The organism is Bradyrhizobium xenonodulans (assembly GCF_027594865.1).
Classification (GTDB): domain Bacteria; phylum Pseudomonadota; class Alphaproteobacteria; order Rhizobiales; family Xanthobacteraceae; genus Bradyrhizobium; species Bradyrhizobium xenonodulans.
The window spans coordinates 2,945,008-2,965,662 of the sequence record NZ_CP089391.1; the positions used below are offsets into that span (position 1 = coordinate 2,945,008).

19 protein-coding genes are annotated in these 20,655 nt (G+C 64.4%); 9 read left to right on the plus strand and 10 right to left on the minus strand.

The annotated features are described in order from the left end of the window. Positions 1-6 precede the first annotated feature (6 nt). The 4 genes from I3J27_RS13570 to I3J27_RS13585 are packed head-to-tail and all read left to right on the plus strand — an operon-like array spanning position 7 to position 4,187. Positions 7-1,347, plus strand: a complete 1,341-nt coding sequence (locus tag I3J27_RS13570) for an aromatic ring-hydroxylating dioxygenase subunit alpha (protein WP_270169947.1) — start codon at positions 7-9, stop codon at positions 1,345-1,347. Next, positions 1,344-1,820, plus strand: a complete 477-nt coding sequence (locus I3J27_RS13575; protein ID WP_270169949.1) for an aromatic-ring-hydroxylating dioxygenase subunit beta — start codon at positions 1,344-1,346, stop codon at positions 1,818-1,820. Before I3J27_RS13570 ends, I3J27_RS13575 begins: the two co-directional genes overlap by 4 nt. A 7-nt stretch (positions 1,821-1,827) precedes the next feature. Then, the gene (locus I3J27_RS13580) at positions 1,828-3,444 is read left to right on the plus strand and encodes an ATP-dependent acyl-CoA ligase (protein ID WP_270169951.1); all 1,617 of its coding nucleotides are present in this window, start codon (positions 1,828-1,830) and stop codon (positions 3,442-3,444) included. An 11-nt stretch (positions 3,445-3,455) separates the two neighbouring features. Beyond that, positions 3,456-4,187: an SDR family NAD(P)-dependent oxidoreductase gene (locus I3J27_RS13585; RefSeq protein ID WP_270169953.1), complete on the plus strand. Its 732-nt coding sequence runs from the start codon at positions 3,456-3,458 to the stop codon at positions 4,185-4,187. A gap of 13 nt (positions 4,188-4,200) precedes the next feature. Here the strand turns inward: I3J27_RS13585 and I3J27_RS13590 are convergent, their stop codons facing one another. The 4 genes from I3J27_RS13590 to I3J27_RS13605 form a co-directional block, all read right to left on the minus strand. Then, a complete protein-coding gene (locus I3J27_RS13590) occupies positions 4,201-4,683 on the minus strand; it encodes a MarR family winged helix-turn-helix transcriptional regulator (protein WP_270169955.1) in 483 nt (160 codons plus the stop codon). 13 nt (positions 4,684-4,696) lie between these two features. Continuing rightward, positions 4,697-5,176, minus strand: coding sequence for a MarR family winged helix-turn-helix transcriptional regulator (locus I3J27_RS13595; RefSeq protein ID WP_270169957.1), 480 nt, complete (start codon positions 5,174-5,176; stop codon positions 4,697-4,699). 149 nt (positions 5,177-5,325) lie between these two features. After that, positions 5,326-6,885 carry an indolepyruvate oxidoreductase subunit beta family protein gene (locus I3J27_RS13600; protein ID WP_270169960.1) on the minus strand — a complete coding sequence of 520 codons (1,560 nt, stop codon included), beginning with the start codon at positions 6,883-6,885 and terminating at the stop codon, positions 5,326-5,328. Continuing rightward, the gene (locus I3J27_RS13605; protein ID WP_270169962.1) at positions 6,882-9,041 is read right to left on the minus strand and encodes a thiamine pyrophosphate-dependent enzyme; all 2,160 of its coding nucleotides are present in this window, start codon (positions 9,039-9,041) and stop codon (positions 6,882-6,884) included. The genes I3J27_RS13600 and I3J27_RS13605 overlap by 4 nt, the downstream gene beginning before the upstream one ends. 129 nt (positions 9,042-9,170) lie before the next feature. Between I3J27_RS13605 and I3J27_RS13610 the strand changes: the two genes are divergently transcribed. The 5 genes from I3J27_RS13610 to I3J27_RS13630 all read left to right on the plus strand — a co-directional run bounded on the left by I3J27_RS13610 (position 9,171) and on the right by I3J27_RS13630 (position 13,638). Continuing rightward, the gene (locus I3J27_RS13610; RefSeq protein ID WP_270169964.1) at positions 9,171-10,187 is read left to right on the plus strand and encodes a carbon-nitrogen hydrolase family protein; all 1,017 of its coding nucleotides are present in this window, start codon (positions 9,171-9,173) and stop codon (positions 10,185-10,187) included. A 257-nt stretch (positions 10,188-10,444) separates the two neighbouring features. After that, positions 10,445-11,551 (plus strand): cupin domain-containing protein, encoded by a 1,107-nt coding sequence (locus tag I3J27_RS13615; protein WP_270169966.1) that lies wholly within the window; start codon positions 10,445-10,447, stop codon positions 11,549-11,551. Positions 11,552-11,588: 37 nt separating this feature from the next. Continuing rightward, positions 11,589-12,497: a fumarylacetoacetate hydrolase family protein gene (locus tag I3J27_RS13620; RefSeq protein ID WP_270169968.1), complete on the plus strand. Its 909-nt coding sequence runs from the start codon at positions 11,589-11,591 to the stop codon at positions 12,495-12,497. Further along, positions 12,497-12,934, plus strand: a complete 438-nt coding sequence (locus tag I3J27_RS13625) for an acyl-CoA thioesterase (RefSeq protein ID WP_270169970.1) — start codon at positions 12,497-12,499, stop codon at positions 12,932-12,934. Before I3J27_RS13620 ends, I3J27_RS13625 begins: the two co-directional genes overlap by 1 nt. After that, positions 12,931-13,638, plus strand: coding sequence for an EthD family reductase (locus I3J27_RS13630; protein WP_270169972.1), 708 nt, complete (start codon positions 12,931-12,933; stop codon positions 13,636-13,638). Before I3J27_RS13625 ends, I3J27_RS13630 begins: the two co-directional genes overlap by 4 nt. A 221-nt stretch (positions 13,639-13,859) precedes the next feature. Here the strand turns inward: I3J27_RS13630 and dapD are convergent, their stop codons facing one another. From dapD to I3J27_RS13660, 6 genes are all read right to left on the minus strand, one after another. Beyond that, positions 13,860-14,831 (minus strand): 2,3,4,5-tetrahydropyridine-2,6-dicarboxylate N-succinyltransferase, encoded by a 972-nt coding sequence (gene dapD, locus I3J27_RS13635; RefSeq protein WP_270169974.1) that lies wholly within the window; start codon positions 14,829-14,831, stop codon positions 13,860-13,862. Between the two features lie 31 nt (positions 14,832-14,862). After that, positions 14,863-15,291, minus strand: coding sequence for a GNAT family N-acetyltransferase (locus I3J27_RS13640; RefSeq protein ID WP_270169977.1), 429 nt, complete (start codon positions 15,289-15,291; stop codon positions 14,863-14,865). A 301-nt stretch (positions 15,292-15,592) separates the two neighbouring features. Continuing rightward, a complete protein-coding gene (locus tag I3J27_RS13645; protein ID WP_270169983.1) occupies positions 15,593-16,306 on the minus strand; it encodes an ABC transporter ATP-binding protein in 714 nt (237 codons plus the stop codon). Continuing rightward, positions 16,303-18,072, minus strand: a complete 1,770-nt coding sequence (locus I3J27_RS13650; RefSeq protein WP_270169985.1) for a branched-chain amino acid ABC transporter ATP-binding protein/permease — start codon at positions 18,070-18,072, stop codon at positions 16,303-16,305. Before I3J27_RS13650 ends, I3J27_RS13645 begins: the two co-directional genes overlap by 4 nt. Continuing rightward, complete coding sequence (locus tag I3J27_RS13655) at positions 18,069-19,112, minus strand: branched-chain amino acid ABC transporter permease (protein ID WP_270169987.1); 1,044 nt, start codon at positions 19,110-19,112, stop codon at positions 18,069-18,071. Before I3J27_RS13655 ends, I3J27_RS13650 begins: the two co-directional genes overlap by 4 nt. A gap of 34 nt (positions 19,113-19,146) precedes the next feature. Next, positions 19,147-20,295 carry an ABC transporter substrate-binding protein gene (locus I3J27_RS13660; protein ID WP_270169989.1) on the minus strand — a complete coding sequence of 383 codons (1,149 nt, stop codon included), beginning with the start codon at positions 20,293-20,295 and terminating at the stop codon, positions 19,147-19,149. Positions 20,296-20,655: the final 360 nt, after the last annotated feature.

Below are 20,655 nucleotides of genomic sequence, written 5' to 3' on the forward strand. Positions count from 1 at the left end.
GGCGTCATGGACAGATACCGGAACAATGCCTTTGCGATCGATGCGCTGGTGCGTGACACCGAGGTGCATCGCGACGTCTATGTCGACCCCGAGATCTTCGAGCTCGAGATGGAGCATCTGTTCCCGAACAGCTGGATCTATATCGGGCATGCGAGCCAGCTGGCGAAGCCCGGCGATTTCATCACCGCCAATATCGGCCGGCAGCCGGTGCTGGCGAGCCGCCATACCGACGGCTCCATCCACGCATTCTACAATCGCTGCCCGCACAAGGGCGTCAAGATCGCGTCCGAGGCCTGCGGCAACACCGGAAAGTTTTTCCGCTGTCCCTATCATGCCTGGTCGTTCAAGACCGACGGCTCGCTGCTCGCGATTCCCCTGAAGAAGGGCTACGAGGGGACGGGGTTCGGCAATGCGCAGGCCAATGAGGGACTGTCGCGGATCAGGAACGTCGTCGTCCATCGCGACTTCATCTTCGCGCAGCTGAACGACAACGGCGTCTCCTTCGAGGACTATTTCGGCGAGAGCCTCTCGACTATCGACAACATGGTCGACCGCTCGCCGGAGGGCAAGCTCGCGGTCGTCGCCGCGCCGATCCGCTACATGCACACCTGCAATTGGAAGATGCTGGTCGAGAACCAGACCGACACCTGCCATCCGATGGTGGCGCATGAAAGCTCGGCCGGCACCGCGGTCAAGGTCTGGAAGCGCGAGCAGAGCGATTCCACGGAGACGCCGATGGCGGTGCAGCTCTACGGTCCCTTCATGAGCCCGTACGAATTCTACGAGCAGAGCGGCATCAGGATCTGGCCGAACGGCCACGGCCATACCGGTGTCGCCAACTCCATCCATTCGAACTACTCGGACATCGAGGGCTATCTCGGCCAGATGGTCGCGGCCTATGGCGAGACGCGCGCGCACGAGATCCTCGGCGAGGTCAGGCACAACACCGTGTATTTCCCCAACATCATGGTGAAGGGCGCCGTCCAGATCCTGCGCAACTTCATCCCGATCGCGGTCGACAAGACGCTGGTCGAGAGCTGGGTCTATCGCCTGGTCGGCGCGCCCGACAAGCTGTACGAGCGGGCGCTGATGTACAACCGCTTCATCAACGCGCCGACCTCGATCGTCGGTCACGACGATCTCGAAATGTATGAGCGCGCCCAGGAGGGGTTGAAGTCCAACGGCAATCAATGGGTCAATCTCCAGCGCCTCTACGAGGCCGGCGAGCAAGCGGACGTCACCGCCGTGATCAACGGTACGTCGGAACGGCAGATGCGGAACCAGTTTCATGCCTGGGCCAAGTTCATGACCCTGGACATGGACAAGCGCGTCGAGGCTGCGGAATGATCACCGAGAAGACCATCACGGACTTCATCTATCGCGAGGCCGATCTGCTCGATACGATGCAGTGGCAGGCCTGGCTCGACCTGTTTCATCCCGAAGGACGTTACTGGATGCCGCTGGAATGGCAGCAGCAGGACCCGGTGCTCCAGCCGTCCCTGATGTACGAGGACCTGCTGCTGCTGAAGGTGCGGGTCGAACGCCTCGCCGGCGAGCGGACCTTCAGCCAGAAGCCGAAAAGCCGCTGCCATCATCTGCTCCAGGCGCCGCAGATCGTCGCGTGCGATCCGGCCGCCGGAATGTTCAAGGCGCGGACGTCCTATATCTACACCGAGACGCGCGGCGACGTGCTGGAGCGCTTCTCGGGATGGGCCTCGCACGATTTCGTTCAGGTCGGAGATGGCCTGAAGATCAAGCTCAAGCGCGTCGATCTCGTCAATTTCGACGCGCCGTTCGGCAACATCCAGCTCTTCATGTGAGAATGTCTTGACCGCTGAGACCACTGTTTACGCGCGCTTTCGGGAAACCGCGCTCCGCCGCGGCGAGGCGGGCTTCCTCAACGTTCTGCCGGAAACCGCCGGGATCTATGGCATCGCGGCGGGGGAGATCTCCTATCGCGCCATGCTCGACCGGGTCGAGCATTGGCGGTCGGCGTTCGCGCACCAGGGCTATGGCGAAGGCCACCGGGTCGGGCTGCTGCTGCAGAACCGACCGGTGTTCATCGAGCTGTGGTTGGCGCTGAACGCGCTTGGCGTCTCCGTCGTGCCGATCAACCCCGATTTGCGGATGAGCGAGCTCGAATACATCGTCGCCCATTCCGAGATGAACGCGGCCTTCGTGCTCGCCGAGCGGCGCGACGAGGTCGCAGCAGCCGCGCGTCAGGCCGGCCGCGCCATCGCGGTGGTGACCGACGGCGATGAGGTTCCTCCACCGTTCGGCGGCAGGCTGGCTGCGGCCGCAGGCGACGGCGCAACCGAATGCGCGCTGCTCTACACGTCAGGGACGACCGGGCAGCCCAAGGGCTGCGTGCTGACCAATATTTATTTCCTGCATTCCGGAAACTGGTATCGTGACGTCGGCGGGCTGTGCGGGCTGAAGGCGGAGGGCGAGCGCATGATCACGCCGCTGCCGCTGTTTCACATGAACGCGATGGCGGTGTCGCTGATGGCGATGTTGTCGGTCGGCGGCTGCCTAACCATGCTCGACCGCTTCCATCCGCGCAGCTGGTGGGCGTCCGTGCGCGACAGCCGCGCGACCTGCCTGCATTATCTCGGCGTGATGCCATCGATGCTGATGAGCGCGCCGGAATCGCCGCAGGACAAGGCCCACACCGTGAGGTTCGGCCTTGGTGCCGGTGTGGACAAGCTGCTGCACGCGCCGTTCGAGGCGCGGTTCGGCTTTCCCCTGATCGAGGCCTGGGCGATGACCGAGACCGGCAGCGGCGGCGTGATCGCCGCCAATGTCGAGCCGCGCAAGATCGGCACCAGCTGCTTTGGCCGGCCGGCGGGCGAGGTCGAGATCCGGATCGTCGACGAGAGCGGCAATGACGCGGTGGTGGACATGCCCGGCGAATTGCTGGTGCGGCGGGCCGGTGCAGATCCGCGCTACGGCTTCTTCCGCGAATACCTGAAGAATCCGCAGGCCACCGCTGACGCCTGGGCCGGCGGCTGGCTGCACACCGGCGACATCGTCTCGCGCGATGCGGACGGCGATCTGCATTTCGTCGATCGCAAGAAGAACGTGATCCGCCGCTCCGGCGAGAACATCGCCGCGGTCGAGGTCGAGTCTGTCCTCAACCGCCATCCCGCGATCCGGCAGGCCGCGGTTGCGGCGACGCCCGATCAGGTCCGCGGCGACGAGGTCGCGGCAGTGATCATCGCCGAGCAGGCCGGCGCCAATCGGCAGCTTGCCGAAGACATCGTGCGCTGGAGCCTGGAGCAGATGGCCTACTACAAGGCGCCGGGCTGGATCTGCTTCGTCGACAGCCTGCCGCTGACGGCAACCGAGAAGATCCAGCGCGGCGGACTCAAGGACTATGTGGCGAAGCTGATGGGCGAGGGCGCGTTCTTCGACCTGCGCGACCTCAAGCGGCGGCAGGTCTGAGGGAGCCAATCATGAGCACGATCCGCACCACACTCGTCACCGGCGGCAATTCGGGGATCGGTGAAGCCCTGGCAAAACGGCTCGTCGAGAAAGGCCAGCGCGTCGTCTCGGTCGGGCTGGAGAAGCCGGACTGGACCCATGATCTGCTCGCCGCCTATTGCGCCGACTTGACCGACATCGCGGCGACGCGCGCCATCGCGCAGGAGATCTGCCGCGATCACGCCATTGATCGCCTCGTGCACAATGCCGGCATCATCCTGCCCAACCTGCTGCAAGATGCGAAACCCGAGGACATTCTGACGCTGGCGCAGCTGCATCTGGGGGCACCGATGCTGCTGACCCAGACTGCGATGGAGGGGATGCGCGCGCGCCGCTTCGGCCGCGTCGTGTTCGTCTCCTCGCGCGCGGCGATGGGCGCGGCCACGCGCTCGGCCTATTCGGCGACCAAGGCCGGCGTGCACGGCATGGCGCGGACCTGGGCGCTGGAGCTGGCCGCGAGCGGCATCACCGTGAACGTGGTCGCGCCGGGACCGATCCTCACCGACAATTTCTGGGGCATCATCCCGAAGGGCTCGGAGCAGCAGGAGCGGATGGCGCGCAACGTGCCCGTCGGCCGGCTCGGTTCGCGCGAGGATGTCGCGCACGCGATCGAGTTCTTCCTCGACGAGCGCTCCGATTTCGTCACCGGCCAGGTGCTCTATGTCTGCGGCGGCACCAGCCTCGTCGGGCTCGGTCCGAGCTAGATCTTGGGCCGAGCTAGATCTGGTTCTGCCTGATATTGTCGACCATCTTGGCAAGCACGCGGGCGCAGATTTCGATCTCGTCGGGATCGATGCCCGCGATCAGCCGGTCGTAATTGGTCGCCATGATCGGCCAGATCTTGCGCAGCAGCGCTTCGCCGTCCGGCGTCAGCGCCACCACCCGGCGCCGCTGGTCTTCCTCCGCGATCTCGCGCATCACGAGACCCGACGACACCATGGATTCGACCATGCGGCTCGCGGTCGATTGCTCGGTGACGGCGAGAACGGAGATCTCGTTGACGGTCAGGCTCTTGTAGATGAAGAGCACCGACAGCGTTCGAAACACGACATTGTTGATGCCGTGCTCGCTCAGATCGCGGTTCTGGTCCAGGTTCCAGCGATTGGCGAGGCGGTTGAACAGATACGGGATGTAGCTTTGCAGCTGGTCCCTGGTCCTGGGCGGACCCGATCTCCACCGGCTCTTGGAATCTTTGGCCATTATCTTTGCGACTTTACTTCTTGCGATGAGGGCGAATTTTCGAGGAGAGGGAGCGCAGCACCGACAGCGCGGTGTCCAGCTCCCGGGCCGGAATGGTCTCGAGCCGTTTGCAAAGATGCTTCTTGTGGACGTCCGCAGCCTTGCGGAACAGCGCTTCGCCCTTGGGCGTCAGGCGCACGATGAAAGAGCGCCGATCCTCGCTCGACATTTCCTTGCTGATGAGGTCGTCTGCCAGAAGACGCTGCACCAGCCCCGAGACGTTGCCGCCGGAGACTTTCAGGTTTTGCGACAATTGCCCGAGCGCGAGGCCGTCCCTGGAACGGTCGAGCTGCGCCAGCACGTCGAACTTCGCCAGCGACAGGCCGAACTCCGCGCCCAGCATCGCGTTCAGCGACGCGAAAATCTCGCCGTGCAATGACAGCAATTGCAGCCAAAGCCTGGTTTCGATCTGCCCATAGGCGGGACCAATGCTCTCCTTGAGTGCTGCCGGCATCACATGACCATCAAGTACAATGTGTCTCGTCGAGGGGGATTATCGCTGGGCGTTCGCTCCGATTAACAAGCTGAGAATCGTAGTCAAGCCGTCCCATGCTGACGGACGTCAGCTCGAACGGCAATCGAATCCTGGGCCGGCCGACGGCATCACGCAAAACTCTTGATGGTCTGGATCACGCCGTCGAGCTCCTTGCCGGGCCCGTCCTTCAGCGCCGCCTCCCGCAGCCGCCGCGCCCAGTCGGCGGCATCGTCGCGCCGCTCCACCAGCTTGATCGCGGCCAGCGTCTTGTCGAACTTGGACAGTCCGCGGCTGTGGGTATCGGAATAGCCCTTCACCAGCCGGCGGCATTGCAGGATCTCGACGCCGAGCTGGTAGTTGATGCCGACGGCTTCGGTCGCATCCTTGAGCCACGCGTCCCGATGCGCCATCTCGACGGCATGACGCAGCGAGCGGCGGCGCATGCCGCGCAAGCCCGCCACGACATAGAGCGCGAGGAACCAGGGCAGCGAATAAGTCCGCACCCGGCGCCCCTTGTTGACGCGGCGATCGAGCCAGCCGAGCAAGCGGGGCCTGGTACCAAGCCAGCGGCCAAAACCTGCCGGCAGCATCCCCATGACCTCCTCCATGCGCGGATGCATGAATTCGGTGGTGTGAAGCACCTGGTCCTGCGACAGCTCCAGCTCGCTCTCGATGCGCGTGCGGCGACTGGCGCGGGTCTTGAGGTCGGCGACGCGGATGACGTCGTCATAGCTCATCGCGTTGGCGAGATGTTTTGCCGCGGCCTGCGTGAACGCGTAGCCCCGTTCAGTGCCACCGGCGTTCCGGTCCGTGGTGGACAGCTTGCCGAGGATATCGAGATATTCGGCACCATAGGCGACGTCCTGAAAGTCGACGACCTTCCTCAGGCCGGCCCGCGCCATCGCCTGCGCGGGCTCGGGCAAGTCCTGCGTCAGCCGCGCGACAAGCCCGCTGAGCTGCGGATCGAGCGGCGCGGGCGTTGTGCTGGCCTGCGCCGGCTGGCTTGGTGCCGCAATTTCCGCGGCCCCGGTCTTGACGCGGTCGAAGGCGGCGTCGAAGGTCTCGATGCTGGCTTTTGCGCCCTTGCCGCCGGCACGGATCACGTCGAGATAGCTCTCGCGGCTGAACGGGAGCACGTTTGCGGCCGCCAGCGCACCGAACATCGCCGCCGAGATGACGCTGCCATGCGCGATCGCCAGCGCGTTCAGGTCGAAGATGATCTCGGTCTTGGCGGCAACGCCGATCGCACCCGTCACCGCGCCGTCGTCGGCAATGCCATTGCCCGGCGCGATCTTCTCGCCGATCGCAAACGAGCGGTGATTGGACGCGATCAGCGTCGTGCGCTCCGGCGTCACGAGGCCGCGCAGGATCGACCGGCCGGCCTCCATGAATTCCGCGGCCATCACCACGTCGACGTCGCCGGGCGTCGGCATCAAGGACAGGATCGGCCTCCGGCCGTCGAGCAGCGGCATCGCCTCGATGTAATAAATGGTGGCGCCGGTGCGCTGGGCGACGCCGGGCACCGAGGTCGATTGCGCGGCCCAGCCGTGGTTCTCGGCGAGCTGCACGATCCAGTCGGTGAGGACCCCGCCGCCCTGGCCGCCCATCGCGACGATCGCGATCGAGATCGGCCGTTCGGTCGCGTCTCCCGCAGCGGGCAGCGCCAGCCGCACCGTCTCGTCCCTCATGCCAGCGCCTCGAGCGCGGGACGCCGGCGGTCGCGCCGCCGTTGCAGCCAGCCAATCACGGACATGGCGACCTCAGACTTGAACTTGTCCCATCGGCTTGGATTGTGAATGACGTCGGCGCGATAGAACGAGGGGCAGAGCACGGCGGCTTCGGCAACCTCGCCGCAATTGCCGCATCCGACGCAGGAATTGTCGATCGCCGCGACCGGATCGTCGCGCAGGGGATCGTCGAGCTGCTTGACGGAGAGCGACGGGCAGCCGGACAGCCGGATGCAGGCGTGGTCGCCGGTACAGACGTCCTCGTCGACGCCGAACCGCTCCTTGACGGTGCGCATCCCGTCCTTGATCGCCTTGTTGATCTGCGGCTTCACGCGGCGCTGCTTGTTCAGCATGCATTCGGAGGAGGCGACGATGACCTTGGGGCCTTCCTCCTTCGTCGTCAGCGCTTCTTTCAGCGTGTCGCGCATCTTGCCGACATCGTAGGTGCGGTCGAGCTGGCGCACCCATTGGCCGCCGATGCCCTTCACCGCCTGCACGATCGAATTGTTGGTCTTGCGCCGCTTGTTGCTCGCGCGCGAGGACAGGATGTCCTGACCGCCGGTCGCCGAGGTGTAGTAATTGTCGACGATGACGAAGACGCCGTCATGCTTGTTGAAGACGGCATTGCCGATGCCGCTGGTCAGGCCGTTGTGCCAGAAGCCGCCGTCGCCCATTACGGCGATCGAACGCTTGTCGGCCTTGACGTTGAAGGCCGAGGTCGAGGCCGGACCGAGGCCGAAACCCATGGTCGTCGCGCCGATGTTGAACGGCGGCAGGATCGAGAACAGATGGCAGCCGATGTCGGCTGAGACGTGATGCTGGCCGAGCTCTTCCTCGACCAGCTTCATCGCCGCAAAGATCGGCCGCTCCGGGCAGCCGGTGCAAAGCCCGGGCGGGCGCGCCGGAACCACCTGCTTGAGTTTTTCGACGGCGGGATGATTGAGGACAGGAGCTGCGTCGGGGGCAGGCGGGCGGTTGCCGAGTAATCTCGGCTCGGTCTTCTCCAGAAATTCCCTGACGCCGCCGAGCAGCACCTGCGCGGTGTAGTCGCCGCCCATCGGTAGCACGTCCTTGCCATGGACGCGCGCCTGGATGTCCTTGCGGCGCAGCACCGTGTTGATCGCCTGCTCCAGATATTCCGGCTGGCCTTCCTCGACGATGAGGACGGCCTCCTTGTCGAGGCAGAACTCGGCGACCTCCGTGTCGATCACGGGGTAGGTGACGTTCATGACGTAGAGCGCGACCTGGGTGTTGCCATAGGCGTCCGAGAGCCCGAGATATTGCAGCGCGCGGATCACGTTGTTGTACATGCCGCCCTGCATGATGATGCCGACCTTGCCCTGCTTCGGTCCCATCCATTCGTTCAACTTGTTGTCGCGGACGAAGCTGACAGCCGCGGGCAGCCGCGTCCTGATCTTCTCCTGCTCATGCTCATAGGCCGCCGGCGGCAGCACGATGCGGTTGACGTCGCGCTTGGGGTTGTTGAGCGCGTCCTTGATGGTGTGAGCGGGCTTGACGTTGTCCTTGCAGGCGAAGCTGCCGTGCATGTGGCAGGCGCGAACGCGGACCTCGAGCATGACAGGCGTGTTCGAGACTTCCGAGAGCTCAAATCCCTTCTCGATCAGATTGACGATGCATTCGTGGTCGGGGCGCGGGTCGAGCAGCCAGATCTGCGACTTCATGGCGAAGGCGTGGGTGCGCTCCTGCATGATCGAGGATCCCTCGCCATAGTCCTCGCCGACGATGATCATGGTGCCGCCGGTGACGCCGCCCGAGGCGAGGTTGGCCAGCGCGTCCGAGGCGACGTTGGTGCCGACCGTGGACTTCCAGGCCACCGCGCCGCGCAGCGGATACATCACCGAGGCCGACAGCATCGCCGCGGCGGCTGCCTCGTTGGCCGAGCTCTGGAACACGACGCCGAGATCGTCGAGCACGTCCTTGGCGTCGGCAAGCACGTCCATCAAATGCGAGATCGGCGAGCCCTGATATCCGCCGACATAGGCGACACCCGATTGCAGCAGCGCTTTGGTGATGGCGAGGATGCCTTCGCCGCGGAACGTGTCGCCGTCGCCGAGCCGGAGATCCTCGACCTCGCGAGCAAAGGAACGTTCAGCCATTGCACCCTCCAGAAATATGCGATAGCATACGTTTACATGTAAAGTAAGTCAACGCCGCGCCATGCTATCACGCCTCCGGGGCTCTGCTCCGAACGCAGCGGATCGTGAGCCGGCGACAGGGTAGGGCCCATGCTGAAGCTGCCTCGCTTTAGAGCCGCCGCCGTCCAGGCCTCACCCATATATCTCAACCCGAGCGCGACCGCCGACAAGGCGGCTTCACTGGTCCGTGAGGCAGCCGGCAACGGTGCCAAGCTCGTCGCGTTCCCCGAGGTGTTCGTTCCCGGCTATCCCTATTGGAACTGGATCACCGATCCCGTCACGGGCAGCGCGTGGTTCGAAAAGCTTGCCAAGGCGTCGGTGCTGGTGCCGGGTCCGGAGATCGACATCGTCCGGAAGGCCGCGCGCGATGCCCGCTGCCATGTCGTGCTCGGTGTCAACGAGCGCAGCCCGGTCTCGCTCGGCGCGATCTACAACACGCTGGTCTTCATCGGCCCGGATGGCGCGCTGCTCGGCAAGCATCGCAAGCTGGTGCCGACCTGGGCGGAGAAGCTGACCTGGACCGGCGGTGACGGATCGAGCCTGCGCGTCTATGATACCGGGATCGGACCTCTCGGCGCGCTGGCCTGCGGTGAGAACACCAACACGCTGGCGCGCTTTGCGCTGCTCGGCCAGGGTGAGCTCGTGCATGTCGCCAGCTACATCTCGCTTCCCGTCGCGCCTCCCGACTACGACATGGCGGAGGCGATCAAGCTGCGCGCGATCGCCCATTCCTTTGAAGGCAAGATTTTTACGGTCGTCTCCTGCTCGACCGTGTCAGAGGAGATCATCGCGGCGATGGAGACCGTGGTTCCCGATGCGCGGGCGCGCCTGCAGCGCAAGTCGAGCGCGTTCTCCGGCATCATCGGGCCTGATGGCCGCGTGGTCGGGGAGTCCCTGATCGACGACGAGGGCATCGTCTATGCCGATATCGACCTCGAGCGCTGCATCCAGCCGAAGCAGATGCATGACATCGTCGGGCACTACAACCGGTTCGACATTTTCGACCTCCGGGTCAACCGCCGGCCGCTGACGCCGCTGGACCTCGCGGACGGTGAGGGCGATGCTGCGGGGCAGGGCTTCACGCCGATCCCGCTGAGATCGGAATGATGATTTGGGATGCAAGCCGCAAAGAAGGCGCGCTCCCTCCCCCGCTCGCGGGGGAGGGTTGGGGAGAGGGTGTCTCCGCAATCGAGAACTCCCTAGAAGAGAAAGCCCTCACCCGGCGCGCGGGACGATGCTTCGCATCGCCCGGAACGCGCCGACCTCTCCCGCAAGCGAGAGAGGTGAAGCACCCGCGGGCCAATCCATTCAACCAACTCACTTTGCTCTAGCTGAAGCGACAAGATAAAACTTTGGAGGACAGCATGCGTGAGAACGTGATCGGCCGGGCCAATGTCGAGGACACCCCCGAGCTCAAGGCCTATTACAAGGATCTCGAGAAGTACGAAGCCGGCGCGCTCTGGACCGTCGCCAACAAGATCGAGCCGTGGGCGCCGCAATCGGCATCGGTTCCCGTGCTCTGGCGCTACAAGGATCTGCGCGAGCACGTGCTGCGTTCGGTCGAGCTGGTGTCGCCGGAAAAGGCGGGACGGCGGGTGATCTATTTGAACAATCCCGGCCGCCGCGAGGTGTCGGCCGCGGTGGGCTGGCTCTATTCGGGGCTCCAGGTGATGCATCCCGGTGAAGTCGCCACCGCGCACGCGCACTCGGCCTCCGCGCTCCGCTTCATCATGGAAGGCGCTGGCGCCTACACCATCGTCGACGGTCACAAGATGACACTCGGGGCGCGCGATTTCGTGCTCACGCCGAACGGCACCTGGCATGAGCACGGTGTCGACGGCGACGGCTCGGTCTGCATCTGGCAGGACGGGCTCGACATTCCGCTCGTCAATGCGCTGGAGGCCAATTTTTTCGCGGTCCACCCGAAGATCCAGCAGGAGGAGTCCGGCTACCCCGTGGACGGCACGACCAAGACCTGGGGCAATCCCGGTCTGCGGCCGGCCGGTTCGAAATGGTCGAAGGGCTATTCACCCATGTTCAAATATGAGTGGGAGCCGACCTACGAGTCCTTGCAGAAATATGCCGCAGCGACCGACGGCTCGCCCTACGACGGCATTCTCATGAACTATGTCAATCCGGTCACCGGCGGGCACGTGATGCAGACCATTGGCGCCAGCATGCAGCTGCTGCGGCCGGGCGAGACGACGAAGTCGCACCGGCACACCGGCAGCTTCCTCTACCAGGTCGCCAAGGGCCGGGGTTATTCGATCATCGCCGGCAAGCGTCTGGATTGGGAGGAGCGCGACATCTTCTGCGTGCCGTCCTGGGCCTGGCACGAGCACGGCAATGCGTCTGCGAGCGAGGATGCCTGCCTGTTCTGCTTCAACGATCTCCCCGTCATCGAAGGCCTCGGCTTCTACCGGGAGGAGGCCTATGGCGACAATGCTGGCCACCAGCCGGTGGCCGCCTGACATTTTCACAGAACCGAAAGAGCCGGATAAAGCTGCCATGCGTCTTGTCACCTACATCACGGGCTCCAGCGGGCCCCGTCTCGGGGTTCTCGTCAGCGGATTGGTCGTCGACATCGAGCGCCTCGGCGCGTCGCATGGCCTTGCCTGGCCGGGCGACATGCTGTCGTTCATCGACAACAGCGTGACCTTGCTGCCGGCGCTGCGAGACTGTCTGGAGAGCGCCAACGACCGCCTGCCGACCGGCTCCGCCGTTCCGGTCGAGGATGTGAAGCTGCAGGCGCCGATCCCGCGCCCGCGCAAGAACATTTTTGGTATCGGGCTGAACTACCGTGAGCATATCGCGGAATCCGCCAAGAGCCTGGATACCAGCAAGGAGCTGCCGAAGCAGCCGGTGGTGTTCTCGAAGCCGCCGACGTCGGTGATCGGCCCGGGCGCCGCAATTCATCATAACGCGAAGATGACGCAACAGCTCGACTGGGAGGTCGAGCTCGCCGTCATCATCGGCAAGACCGCGACGCGCATCCCGGTGGAGAAGGCGATGGACCACGTCTTCGGCTATTCGGTGATGATCGACATCTCCGCGCGCGACAATCGCCGCGCCGGCCAGTGGATCTTCTCCAAGGGCATGGACACCTACGCGCCGTTCGGCCCCTGCATCGTCACCGCGGACGAGATTCCCGATCCGCATGACCTCCGGCTGTGGCTGACCAAGAACGGCGTCATGAAGCAGGACTCCAACACCAAATACATGATCTTCGATATCCCGGTCCTGATTGCCGACATCTCGTCGGGAATGACGCTGGAGCCCGGCGACATCATCGCGACAGGGACGCCCGAAGGCGTCGGCGCCGGGATGAGCCCGCAGGAATGGCTGTGGCCGGGCGACGTCGTCGAAGCCGGCGTCGATGGTGTCGGTGTCATCAGGCACCCGGTCGTCGCGATCTGATGACGAGTTTCTCGTTCGATCGCGAGCTCAGGTTCGGAGACTGCGACCCCTCCGGGATCGCGTATTTCCCGTCGTACCTGAACATCCTCAATGGTGTCGTCGAGGATTTCTGGGCAGGCATCGGTTTTCCCTGGCCGGAATTGATCACGGTCCGGAAGATCGGGACGCCCACGGTACACCTCACATGCGACTTCTCCCGGCCGTCGATGTTCGGCGATCTCCTGACGTTCAGCTTGCGCATCGTCCGGGTCGGCGGATCGTCCCTCCATCTGGAGCATGTCATTTCGGCTGCGAATGGCCCGCGCTGGCGCGCGCGCCAGATCCTTGCCGCGACATCGCTGGTGGATCACCATGCGATCCCCTGGCCCGATGACATCAGAGCCGCCCTGATGGCGCATGTGAGCGTAGGCGAGGGCGCCGAGGCAGCGCCAGCATGATCTCGCTCTTCATGACATTCTCCGATTCCACAGGCGAACGGCGCATTCTTCCCGACGAAGTCGGCGCCGTCGCAGAGCTGGTCGGATCGATCCCGGATATGACCGAGGGCTTGCTGTTCACGCCGCTCGAACAGTCGGTCGACCATCCCTACAAGGCCGATGGCTCCGGGCCCGTGTTTGCGCTCCAGCTGCGGTTTCCCGACCTGTTCGCCTGCGAGGCCGCGATGGACCGCGGCAGTGTCCTTGCCAACCTCGCGACCGGTACCGGACTATCCGGCCTCACTGGCCGCGACGTCACGCACCAGGTGATGCTGACGCGCGCATTTCCCGTCGATGTCGCAGATGATCCGGCAGGAACGACTACGCCGTGCAGTTACCTCGTCCACTATCCCGGTCCGGCCGAAGACATGAACGCCTGGAACCTGCATTATCTGGAGCACCATCCGTCGATCATGCGGACCTTCCCGAATGTCCGCGGAATCGAGATCTACACCCGCATCGACTGGGTCGACCGGCTGCCGTCGCAGCGCGTCGAGTACATGCAGCGCAACAAGCTGGTGTTCGACAGCCCGCAGGCCCTCGCGCACGCGCTCGCCTCCGACGTGATCAAGCACATGCGCGCGGACTTCGTGAAGTTTCCGCCGTTTGCAGGCGGCAACAAGCATTTTCCGATGCTAACGCGGGTAGTGCGAGCTGGGGCCTAAAGCGGAGTGGTTTTCGGTTGAATCGAGCGGCCGCGGGGTCGTTCACCTCTCCCGCTTGCGGGAGAGGTCGGCGCGTTCCGGGCGATGCGAAGCATCGTCCCGCGCGCCGGGTGAGGGCCATCTCCTCTGGAAGATTGTCCCAGACACCCTCTACTCGCCCGCGCAAGCGGGGAAGGGAGCGCACCCGTCGTTGCAGCATTCGAACCTGATCTCATCATGCTCTAGTCATGAAGTTGCGAGTTGAGGCCGTCCCAATTCGATCTACGTCTGGTTGCCTCGAGAGCGCCGCTCTGGGAATTACGACGAAAAAGAAGACCGTTCCGTCCCGAGAGTTCCTTCGCTTTCAACACTCGTCCATCTTCCAAAAGGATGCGCGCGCCTGCCGTGACATAACAGCCTGCTTCGACGACACAATCGTCACCCAATGAAATTCCGATACCGGCGTTGGCTCCGATCAGGCAGCGCTCACCGACCGCAATCCTCTCTTTCCCTCCGCCCGACAGAGTGCCCATGATCGACGCTCCGCCACCGACGTCGCTGCCGCTTCCCACAACCACACCGGCGCTGATCCGGCCTTCGACCATGCAGGGCCCGAGCGTCCCCGCATTGAAATTGCAAAAGCCTTCATGCATGACGGTCGTGCCCGGAGCCAGATAGGCTCCGAGCCGGACGCGATCCGCATCTGCAATTCTCACGTCCGCAGGCGTCACGTAATCGGTCATGCGCGGAAACTTGTCCATGCCTGTCACCTCAAACGCCAGGCCGCGCCTTCGCGCGACCATTCGCGCTTCCTGGACACGCGAGCATTCACAGGGACCAGGGGTCGTCCAGGCCACGTTGGGCAACAGATTGAAAATGCCTTCGAGGTTCAGGCAATTAGGCTGGACCAGCCGGTGGCTCAGGAGATGGAGTCGAAGATACGCGTCGTGCACATCCGTCGGCGCAGATGCAAGGGAGCCGACTTCAGTGCGAATGGAAACGATATCGACATTGCGGACGTCGTCGTGTCGCGCATATCCGGCTGCCGACTCGCCCAACGATCTGACGATCTCGTCGCTCGTCAGCCGTACCGTTGCCGCCTTGTCGGCTTCCGCAACCAAGCTTAGCCGAAGAAACCAGGAATCCAGCACGCGACCGTCTGCGGCAATCGTCGCAAATCCCTCGCCTCTCGCGCCCCTCAACTCAATCACCATTTGAACTTCTCCCACGACGGCTCTACATGGCTCAAGGCCGAAGTTTCTTGCGCATCATCACGTGCGATATGCCAGCATCGTCGAAGACCGCTCCTTCCTCGATGTACCCAAGTCGCCTGTAAAACTCGCGTGCGGTGAATTGCGCTGCGAGAATGATCTCCTGGGCACCGTCGCGGGAGACCGCGGTCGCGGCGAACTCCATCAACTCTCGACCGAGCCCGGCTTTCCGTGAATGCGCCGATACCGCCATCCTGCCGATCTTCGCCGTGCGGTCATGGCGCACAATGCGTAGCGTCCCGACGACGTGGCCGTCGGAAAGAGCGGCAAGATGCGCGGCGACGTTGTCGTACTCATCGACTTCAAGTTCTTCCGGGACGCCTTGCTCAATGACGAACACTTCCCGTCGCAAGGCGTATACCGCCGACATAAGCGGATCTGTAGCCCGGATCTCAACTATCATCGTCAACTTCCGGGTCCTCTTATCCGCCTGCTTTAGCGACCTATCATCGACCACTGCAATTTTTGTGGACACTGTCTCCCTGGTCCGCCCAGTCGGCAGTAGCGAGGCGGACCGGATACAAGTGGCGGCGCAGGCGAGGCCCACACGGGCGATGATGACATCATGCCACTGTTTTGCCCGACGGGTCAAACCAAGTTCGAAAAATCCGTAGGTGCAGCGCCGAGGCCGCCAAGCCATTGATATCGCTATCGCCGGCTACTGTGCATGGGGTTGTTTCGATGGTTTTGTCGTTCGGCTTGTCTCAGTGTCCGCCAAGATAAGCGGTGATCAGCCTGGGATCGTGGATGAGGTCTTTCGCGGGACCCGACTGCACGACCTCGCCGGTCTCCAGCACATAGCCGTAATCGGCCGTCTCCAGCGCGGCGCGTGCGTTCTGCTCGACCAGCAGGATCGAGACGCCGAGATCGCGCAAGGAGGCGATGGTGCGGAAGATCTCGCGCACGATCAGCGGTGCGAGGCCAAGGCTCGGCTCGTCGAGCATCAGCAGTTTCGGCTTGGCCATCAGCGCGCGCCCAAGTGCGAGCATCTGACGCTCACCGCCGGAGAGCGTGCCGGCGGCCTGGCGCTGCCGCTCCTTCAGGCGCGGGAAGCGGTCATAGACCTCGTCGAGCGTTGTCTGCACGCCCGAGCGGTCGCGCAGGCTGTAGGAGCCGAGCAGAAGGTTGTCGGCGACCGTCATGTCGGAAAACAGCTCGCGCTTTTCCGGGACGAGGCAGAGCCGGCGCTCGACGCGGTCCTCGACCGACATCCTGCCGATGTCGCTGCCTTGGAAGGCCATGCGGCCGCGCGAGGCGAGCAGGCCGATCGCCGCCATCAGCAGCGTGGTCTGGCCGGCGCCGTTCGGGCCGATGACGGTGACGATCTGGCCTTCCTCGACCGACAGCGAGACGTTGCGGACCGCTTCGACATTGTCATAGCAGACGGTGACGTCAGTCATGGAAAACATCTCGCTCACGCGACGCCTCCGAGATAGGCCTCTTGGACGCGCTCGTCGCTGCGGATCGCCGCCGGCGCTCCCTCGCAGAGCTTCGAGCCGAAATCGAGCACGACGATGCGGTCGACCAGCGACATCACGAACTCCATGTCATGCTCGACGATCAGGATGGTCAGATGGTCCGCGCGCAGCGACCTCAAGAGCTCGGCCAGCCGCAGCTTCTCCTGGCGGCGCAGGCCCGCGGCCGGCTCGTCCAGCACCAGCAGCGTCGGGTCCGCTGCCAGCGCACGCGCGATCTCCAGGATACGCTGATTGCCGAGCGGCAGATTGCCGGCGAGCTCGAACGGCTTGTCGCCGAGCCCGACGCGTTCGAGCTGCATCAAGGCCTCGTGCCGGGCACTGGCTTCCTCGCGCTGGTTGAGGCGGAACGCACCGGCGAGCAGGCCCGCACCGGTGCGGGCGTAGGTGCCGAGCATGACGTTTTCCAGGAGGCTCATGCGCGGCCTGAGCTTCACATGCTGGAAGGTCCGCGCGATGCCGGCCTTGGCGATGCGCGATTGCGCATCGCGCGTGATCGGCCGTCCCGCAAAGACGATCTCGCCCTTGTTGACCCGGAGCGCGCCGGTCAGGCAGTTGAACATTGTGCTCTTGCCGGCGCCGTTGGGGCCGATCACAGCGAGGATCTCGCCCGACCGCACCTCGAAGCTGACCTTGTTCACCGCAATGAGGCCGCCGAAGCGGCGCTCGGCGCCGTCGACCTTCAGCAGCAGTTCACCCGGCGTCGGCTGCGCGCGGCGGGGAAGGGGCGGTGCGGGCTGCGGGCGCTCGCGCTGGATCTTCGGCAGATAGCGCGCGACGAACGGCACGATGCCCTGCCGCGCCCATTGCAGGAACAGGATGAACAGCGCGGAGAAGGCGACGATCTCGAGCTGCCCCGACGCGCCCTTCGCGATCAGCGGCAGATAGTCCTGCACGCTGTTCTTGAGCAAGGTGACGATGGCGGCGCCCACGACGCCGCCGAGCAGGCTGCCGGCGCCGCCGACCATCGACATCATCAGATATTCGATGCCCATGCCGGCATCGAACGGACCTGGGCTGATGAAGCGGCTCATATGGGCGTAGAGCCAGCCCGAGAGCGAGGCGAGGAAGGCCGCGATCACGAAGGTCACGAGCTTGATCCGGAAGGCATTGATGCCAAGGCTCTCGACCAGCGTGTTGCCGCCGCGCAGCGCGCGCATGGCGCGGCCGATCCTGGAGTCCAGGAGGTTGTAGCCAAGGAACAGAACCGCAGCGACGATGCCCCAGATCAGGAAATAGATCTGCGCACTCGAGACCAGCGCGAACGAGCCGATGCTGATCGGCGGGATCGACGAGATGCCGTTGAAACGGCCAAGCCCCTCGACGTTGCCGAACAGGAAGCCGATGGCAAGGCCCCAGGCGACCGTCGAGAGCGAGAGGAAGTGCCCCTGAAGCCGCAGGGTGACGACGCCGAGGATCGCGGCGACACCGCAGGTCAGCACCACGCCGAACAGAAGGCCAAGCCACGGCGAATAGCCGTTGAGGGCCGACACCCAGGCCGTCGCATAGGCCGCGACGCCGACGAAGGCGGCCTGTCCGAACGACACGATGCCGCCGACACCGGTGAGGAGAGCAAGGCCGATGGCGACGAGCGAATAGATGCCGATATAGTTCATCAGCGTGATGCTGAACGGGCTGAGCACGAAGGGCGCCAGCGCCAGGCACGCTACCGCAGCCAGCGCAGCAAGCTGAACATGAAGTCGCGTCATTCCTCGATCTCCTCCTCGGAATGCAACGAGGCGAGGGATCGCCAGATCAAGATCGGAATCAGGAGTGAGAACACGATGACGTCCTTCAGCGCGCTGCTCTCGAACGACGCGAAGCTCTCGAGGATGCCGACGCCGACGGCGCCGATCGCCGCGCCGGGATAGCTGGTCATGCCGCCGACGATGGCACCGACGAACGCCTTGAGGCCGATCAGGAAGCCGGAATCGTAAAACACCGTATTGACGGGCGCGATCAGGATGCCGGAGACGCCGGCCATCAGCGATCCCAGCAGATAGGCGATCGTGCCGGCACGCGCGGGGCGGATTCCCATCAGCCGCGATCCGGTGCGGTTGACGGCGGTGGCGCGCAGGGATTTGCCGACCAGCGTGAAGTCGAAGAAGAGGTAGAGCAGACCGCTGAAGACGAGGGCTGCGATCACGATCAGCATGGTCTGGCCCGAGATCAGCACGCCGGCGAATTCGGTCGAGAGCGACGTCAGCGGCTCGGTTCGGACGCCTTCGGGTCCGAAGAACAAGAGGCCGAGACCGACCAGTGCGAAGTGCAAGGCCACCGAGACCGTCAGCAGCAGCAGCACGGTGCCGTCGGCGATCGGGCGGAAGACGATCCGATCGAGGAGTGGGGCGATCGGCGTGATCAGCATCAAGGCGAGCACGAGCCGGATGGCGAGGGGCGGATCGACACGCATGGCAAGCCAGGCGGCGCCGACCACGGCGAGGGGAAGCACGAGGTAGAAGAGCAGCGCGCGCGGCAGCAGGCGAAGCTCCCCATTGCGCAGGAGCGAGATGATTTCGATCACCGTCGCAAGGCAGGCCAGGATCACGACCAGCGCGCCCGTGCCCGGAAAGCGCTTGGCGTCGAGCGCGGCCAGCGTCAGCGCCGTGAATGCGGCGATGTCGCCAAAGGGGATGAAGATGACCCGCGTCACCGTGAAGATGAGGACGGTTCCGATCGCCACCAGCGCATAGACTGCGCCGGTGGCGATCCCGTCGATCGCAAGGATGGCTGCGATGTCGCTCGTCATTGAGACGCCGTTCCCCCGTTCTGATGGTCTGCGCTTACGGCGTGTACTTCCAGGCGCCTCCGGTGAGGCGCACCACGACCAGCGCGCGCTCGTCGACGCCGGTCACCGCGCCCGGCTTGAAATTGTAGATGGCATGCACGCCCGGCAGCTCCTTGGTGCTGAGGATCGCATCGCGGAGCGCCGTGCGGAATTCGGCCGTGCCGGGCTTTGCGGTCTTCAGCGCGCGCTCGGCGGCATTGGCGAAGATCAGCCAGGCGTCGAAGGAGTAGGCGGAGAAGCCGTCGGTGGTCGGGATGTTGTGGGTCTTCTGGTAGACCGCGCGGAAATCCAGCGCGATCTTCTTGGCGAAGTGCTCGTCGGGAAGCTGCTCGGCCACGATCACCGGGCCGGCGGAGACCTGGATGCCGTCCGCCGCCTTGCCGCCGACATTGACGAAATCCGGATTGACCAGCGCCACCGTGCCGTAGGTGTTTCCCTTGAAGCCGCGCTCGGCGAGGCTGAGCAGCGGCAGCGCGCCCTGCGTGCCCGACCCGCCGTCCAGCACGGCATCGGGACGCGCGGCCATGACCTTGAGAATTTGCGCGGTCACCGAGGTGTCGGTGCGGGCGTAGCGCTCGTTGGTCTGGATCTTGATGTCGCCGGCTGCTTCAGCCGCCTTGGCGCCGTTATAGACGAGATCGCCCCAAGCGTCCGAGAAGCCGATATAGCCGATGTTCTTCATGCCGTCGCGCTTCATGCGGTCGGCGATGATCTTGACCAGGAGCGAGGCCGGCTGCGGCACCGAGATCACCCACTGCTCGGGCGTTTCAGGCAGCTTGCCGATCGGCGAGACCGCGATCATCGGCACCTTCAATTCGCTCGCCACCGCGGCCATGGCGATGGTCGACGGCGCGGTGGCGGTCCCGATCAGCAGGTCCACCTTCTCTTCTTCCACCAGCTTGCGCGCGTTGCGGGTCGCGGCCGAGGGATCGGAGCCGTCGTCGAGCTGGATCAGGCGGATGGTCTCGCCGTTGATCGTCTTCTTGTATTCATAGGCGGCGTTGATGCCCCGGCCATAGGGAATGCCGATCGAGGAGCCGTTACCGCTCAGCGACGTGACGAAGCCGATGGTGATGTCGGCCTGCGCGGCCGGCGCCGCCAGGACGCCGGCAGCGAGTGCGAGGAAGCTCAGAGTCTTTCGCATGTGCGTTCTCCTCCGTTGATGCTGGATACGACAAACCGATTGAAAGCAATGCTGCAGCGCCAAAGGCCGGGCGCGGCCGAAAAGAGTTCGCTCGGCCGGGCGTCAGCAACCATGGCGACGCGTGCCGCTCAAATCGCGGGCCCATCGGCGGAAACCGGCGGGCGCCTCTCGATGCGATGGGAATTGACTGCCGCAGTCGCGATGCGCGACCGGCGATGCTGCTGCTGCGGGCTGTTCAAGCCCGACGACTGTCCACGCGATCGAGTCTCTCAAAAGCGGTGCCCTGCAACATCATTGTCTTGGCCATCGGCCGCGACCGATGGAGGATTACTTAAAGCCTAAAGTATTCCCGGCGGGGCC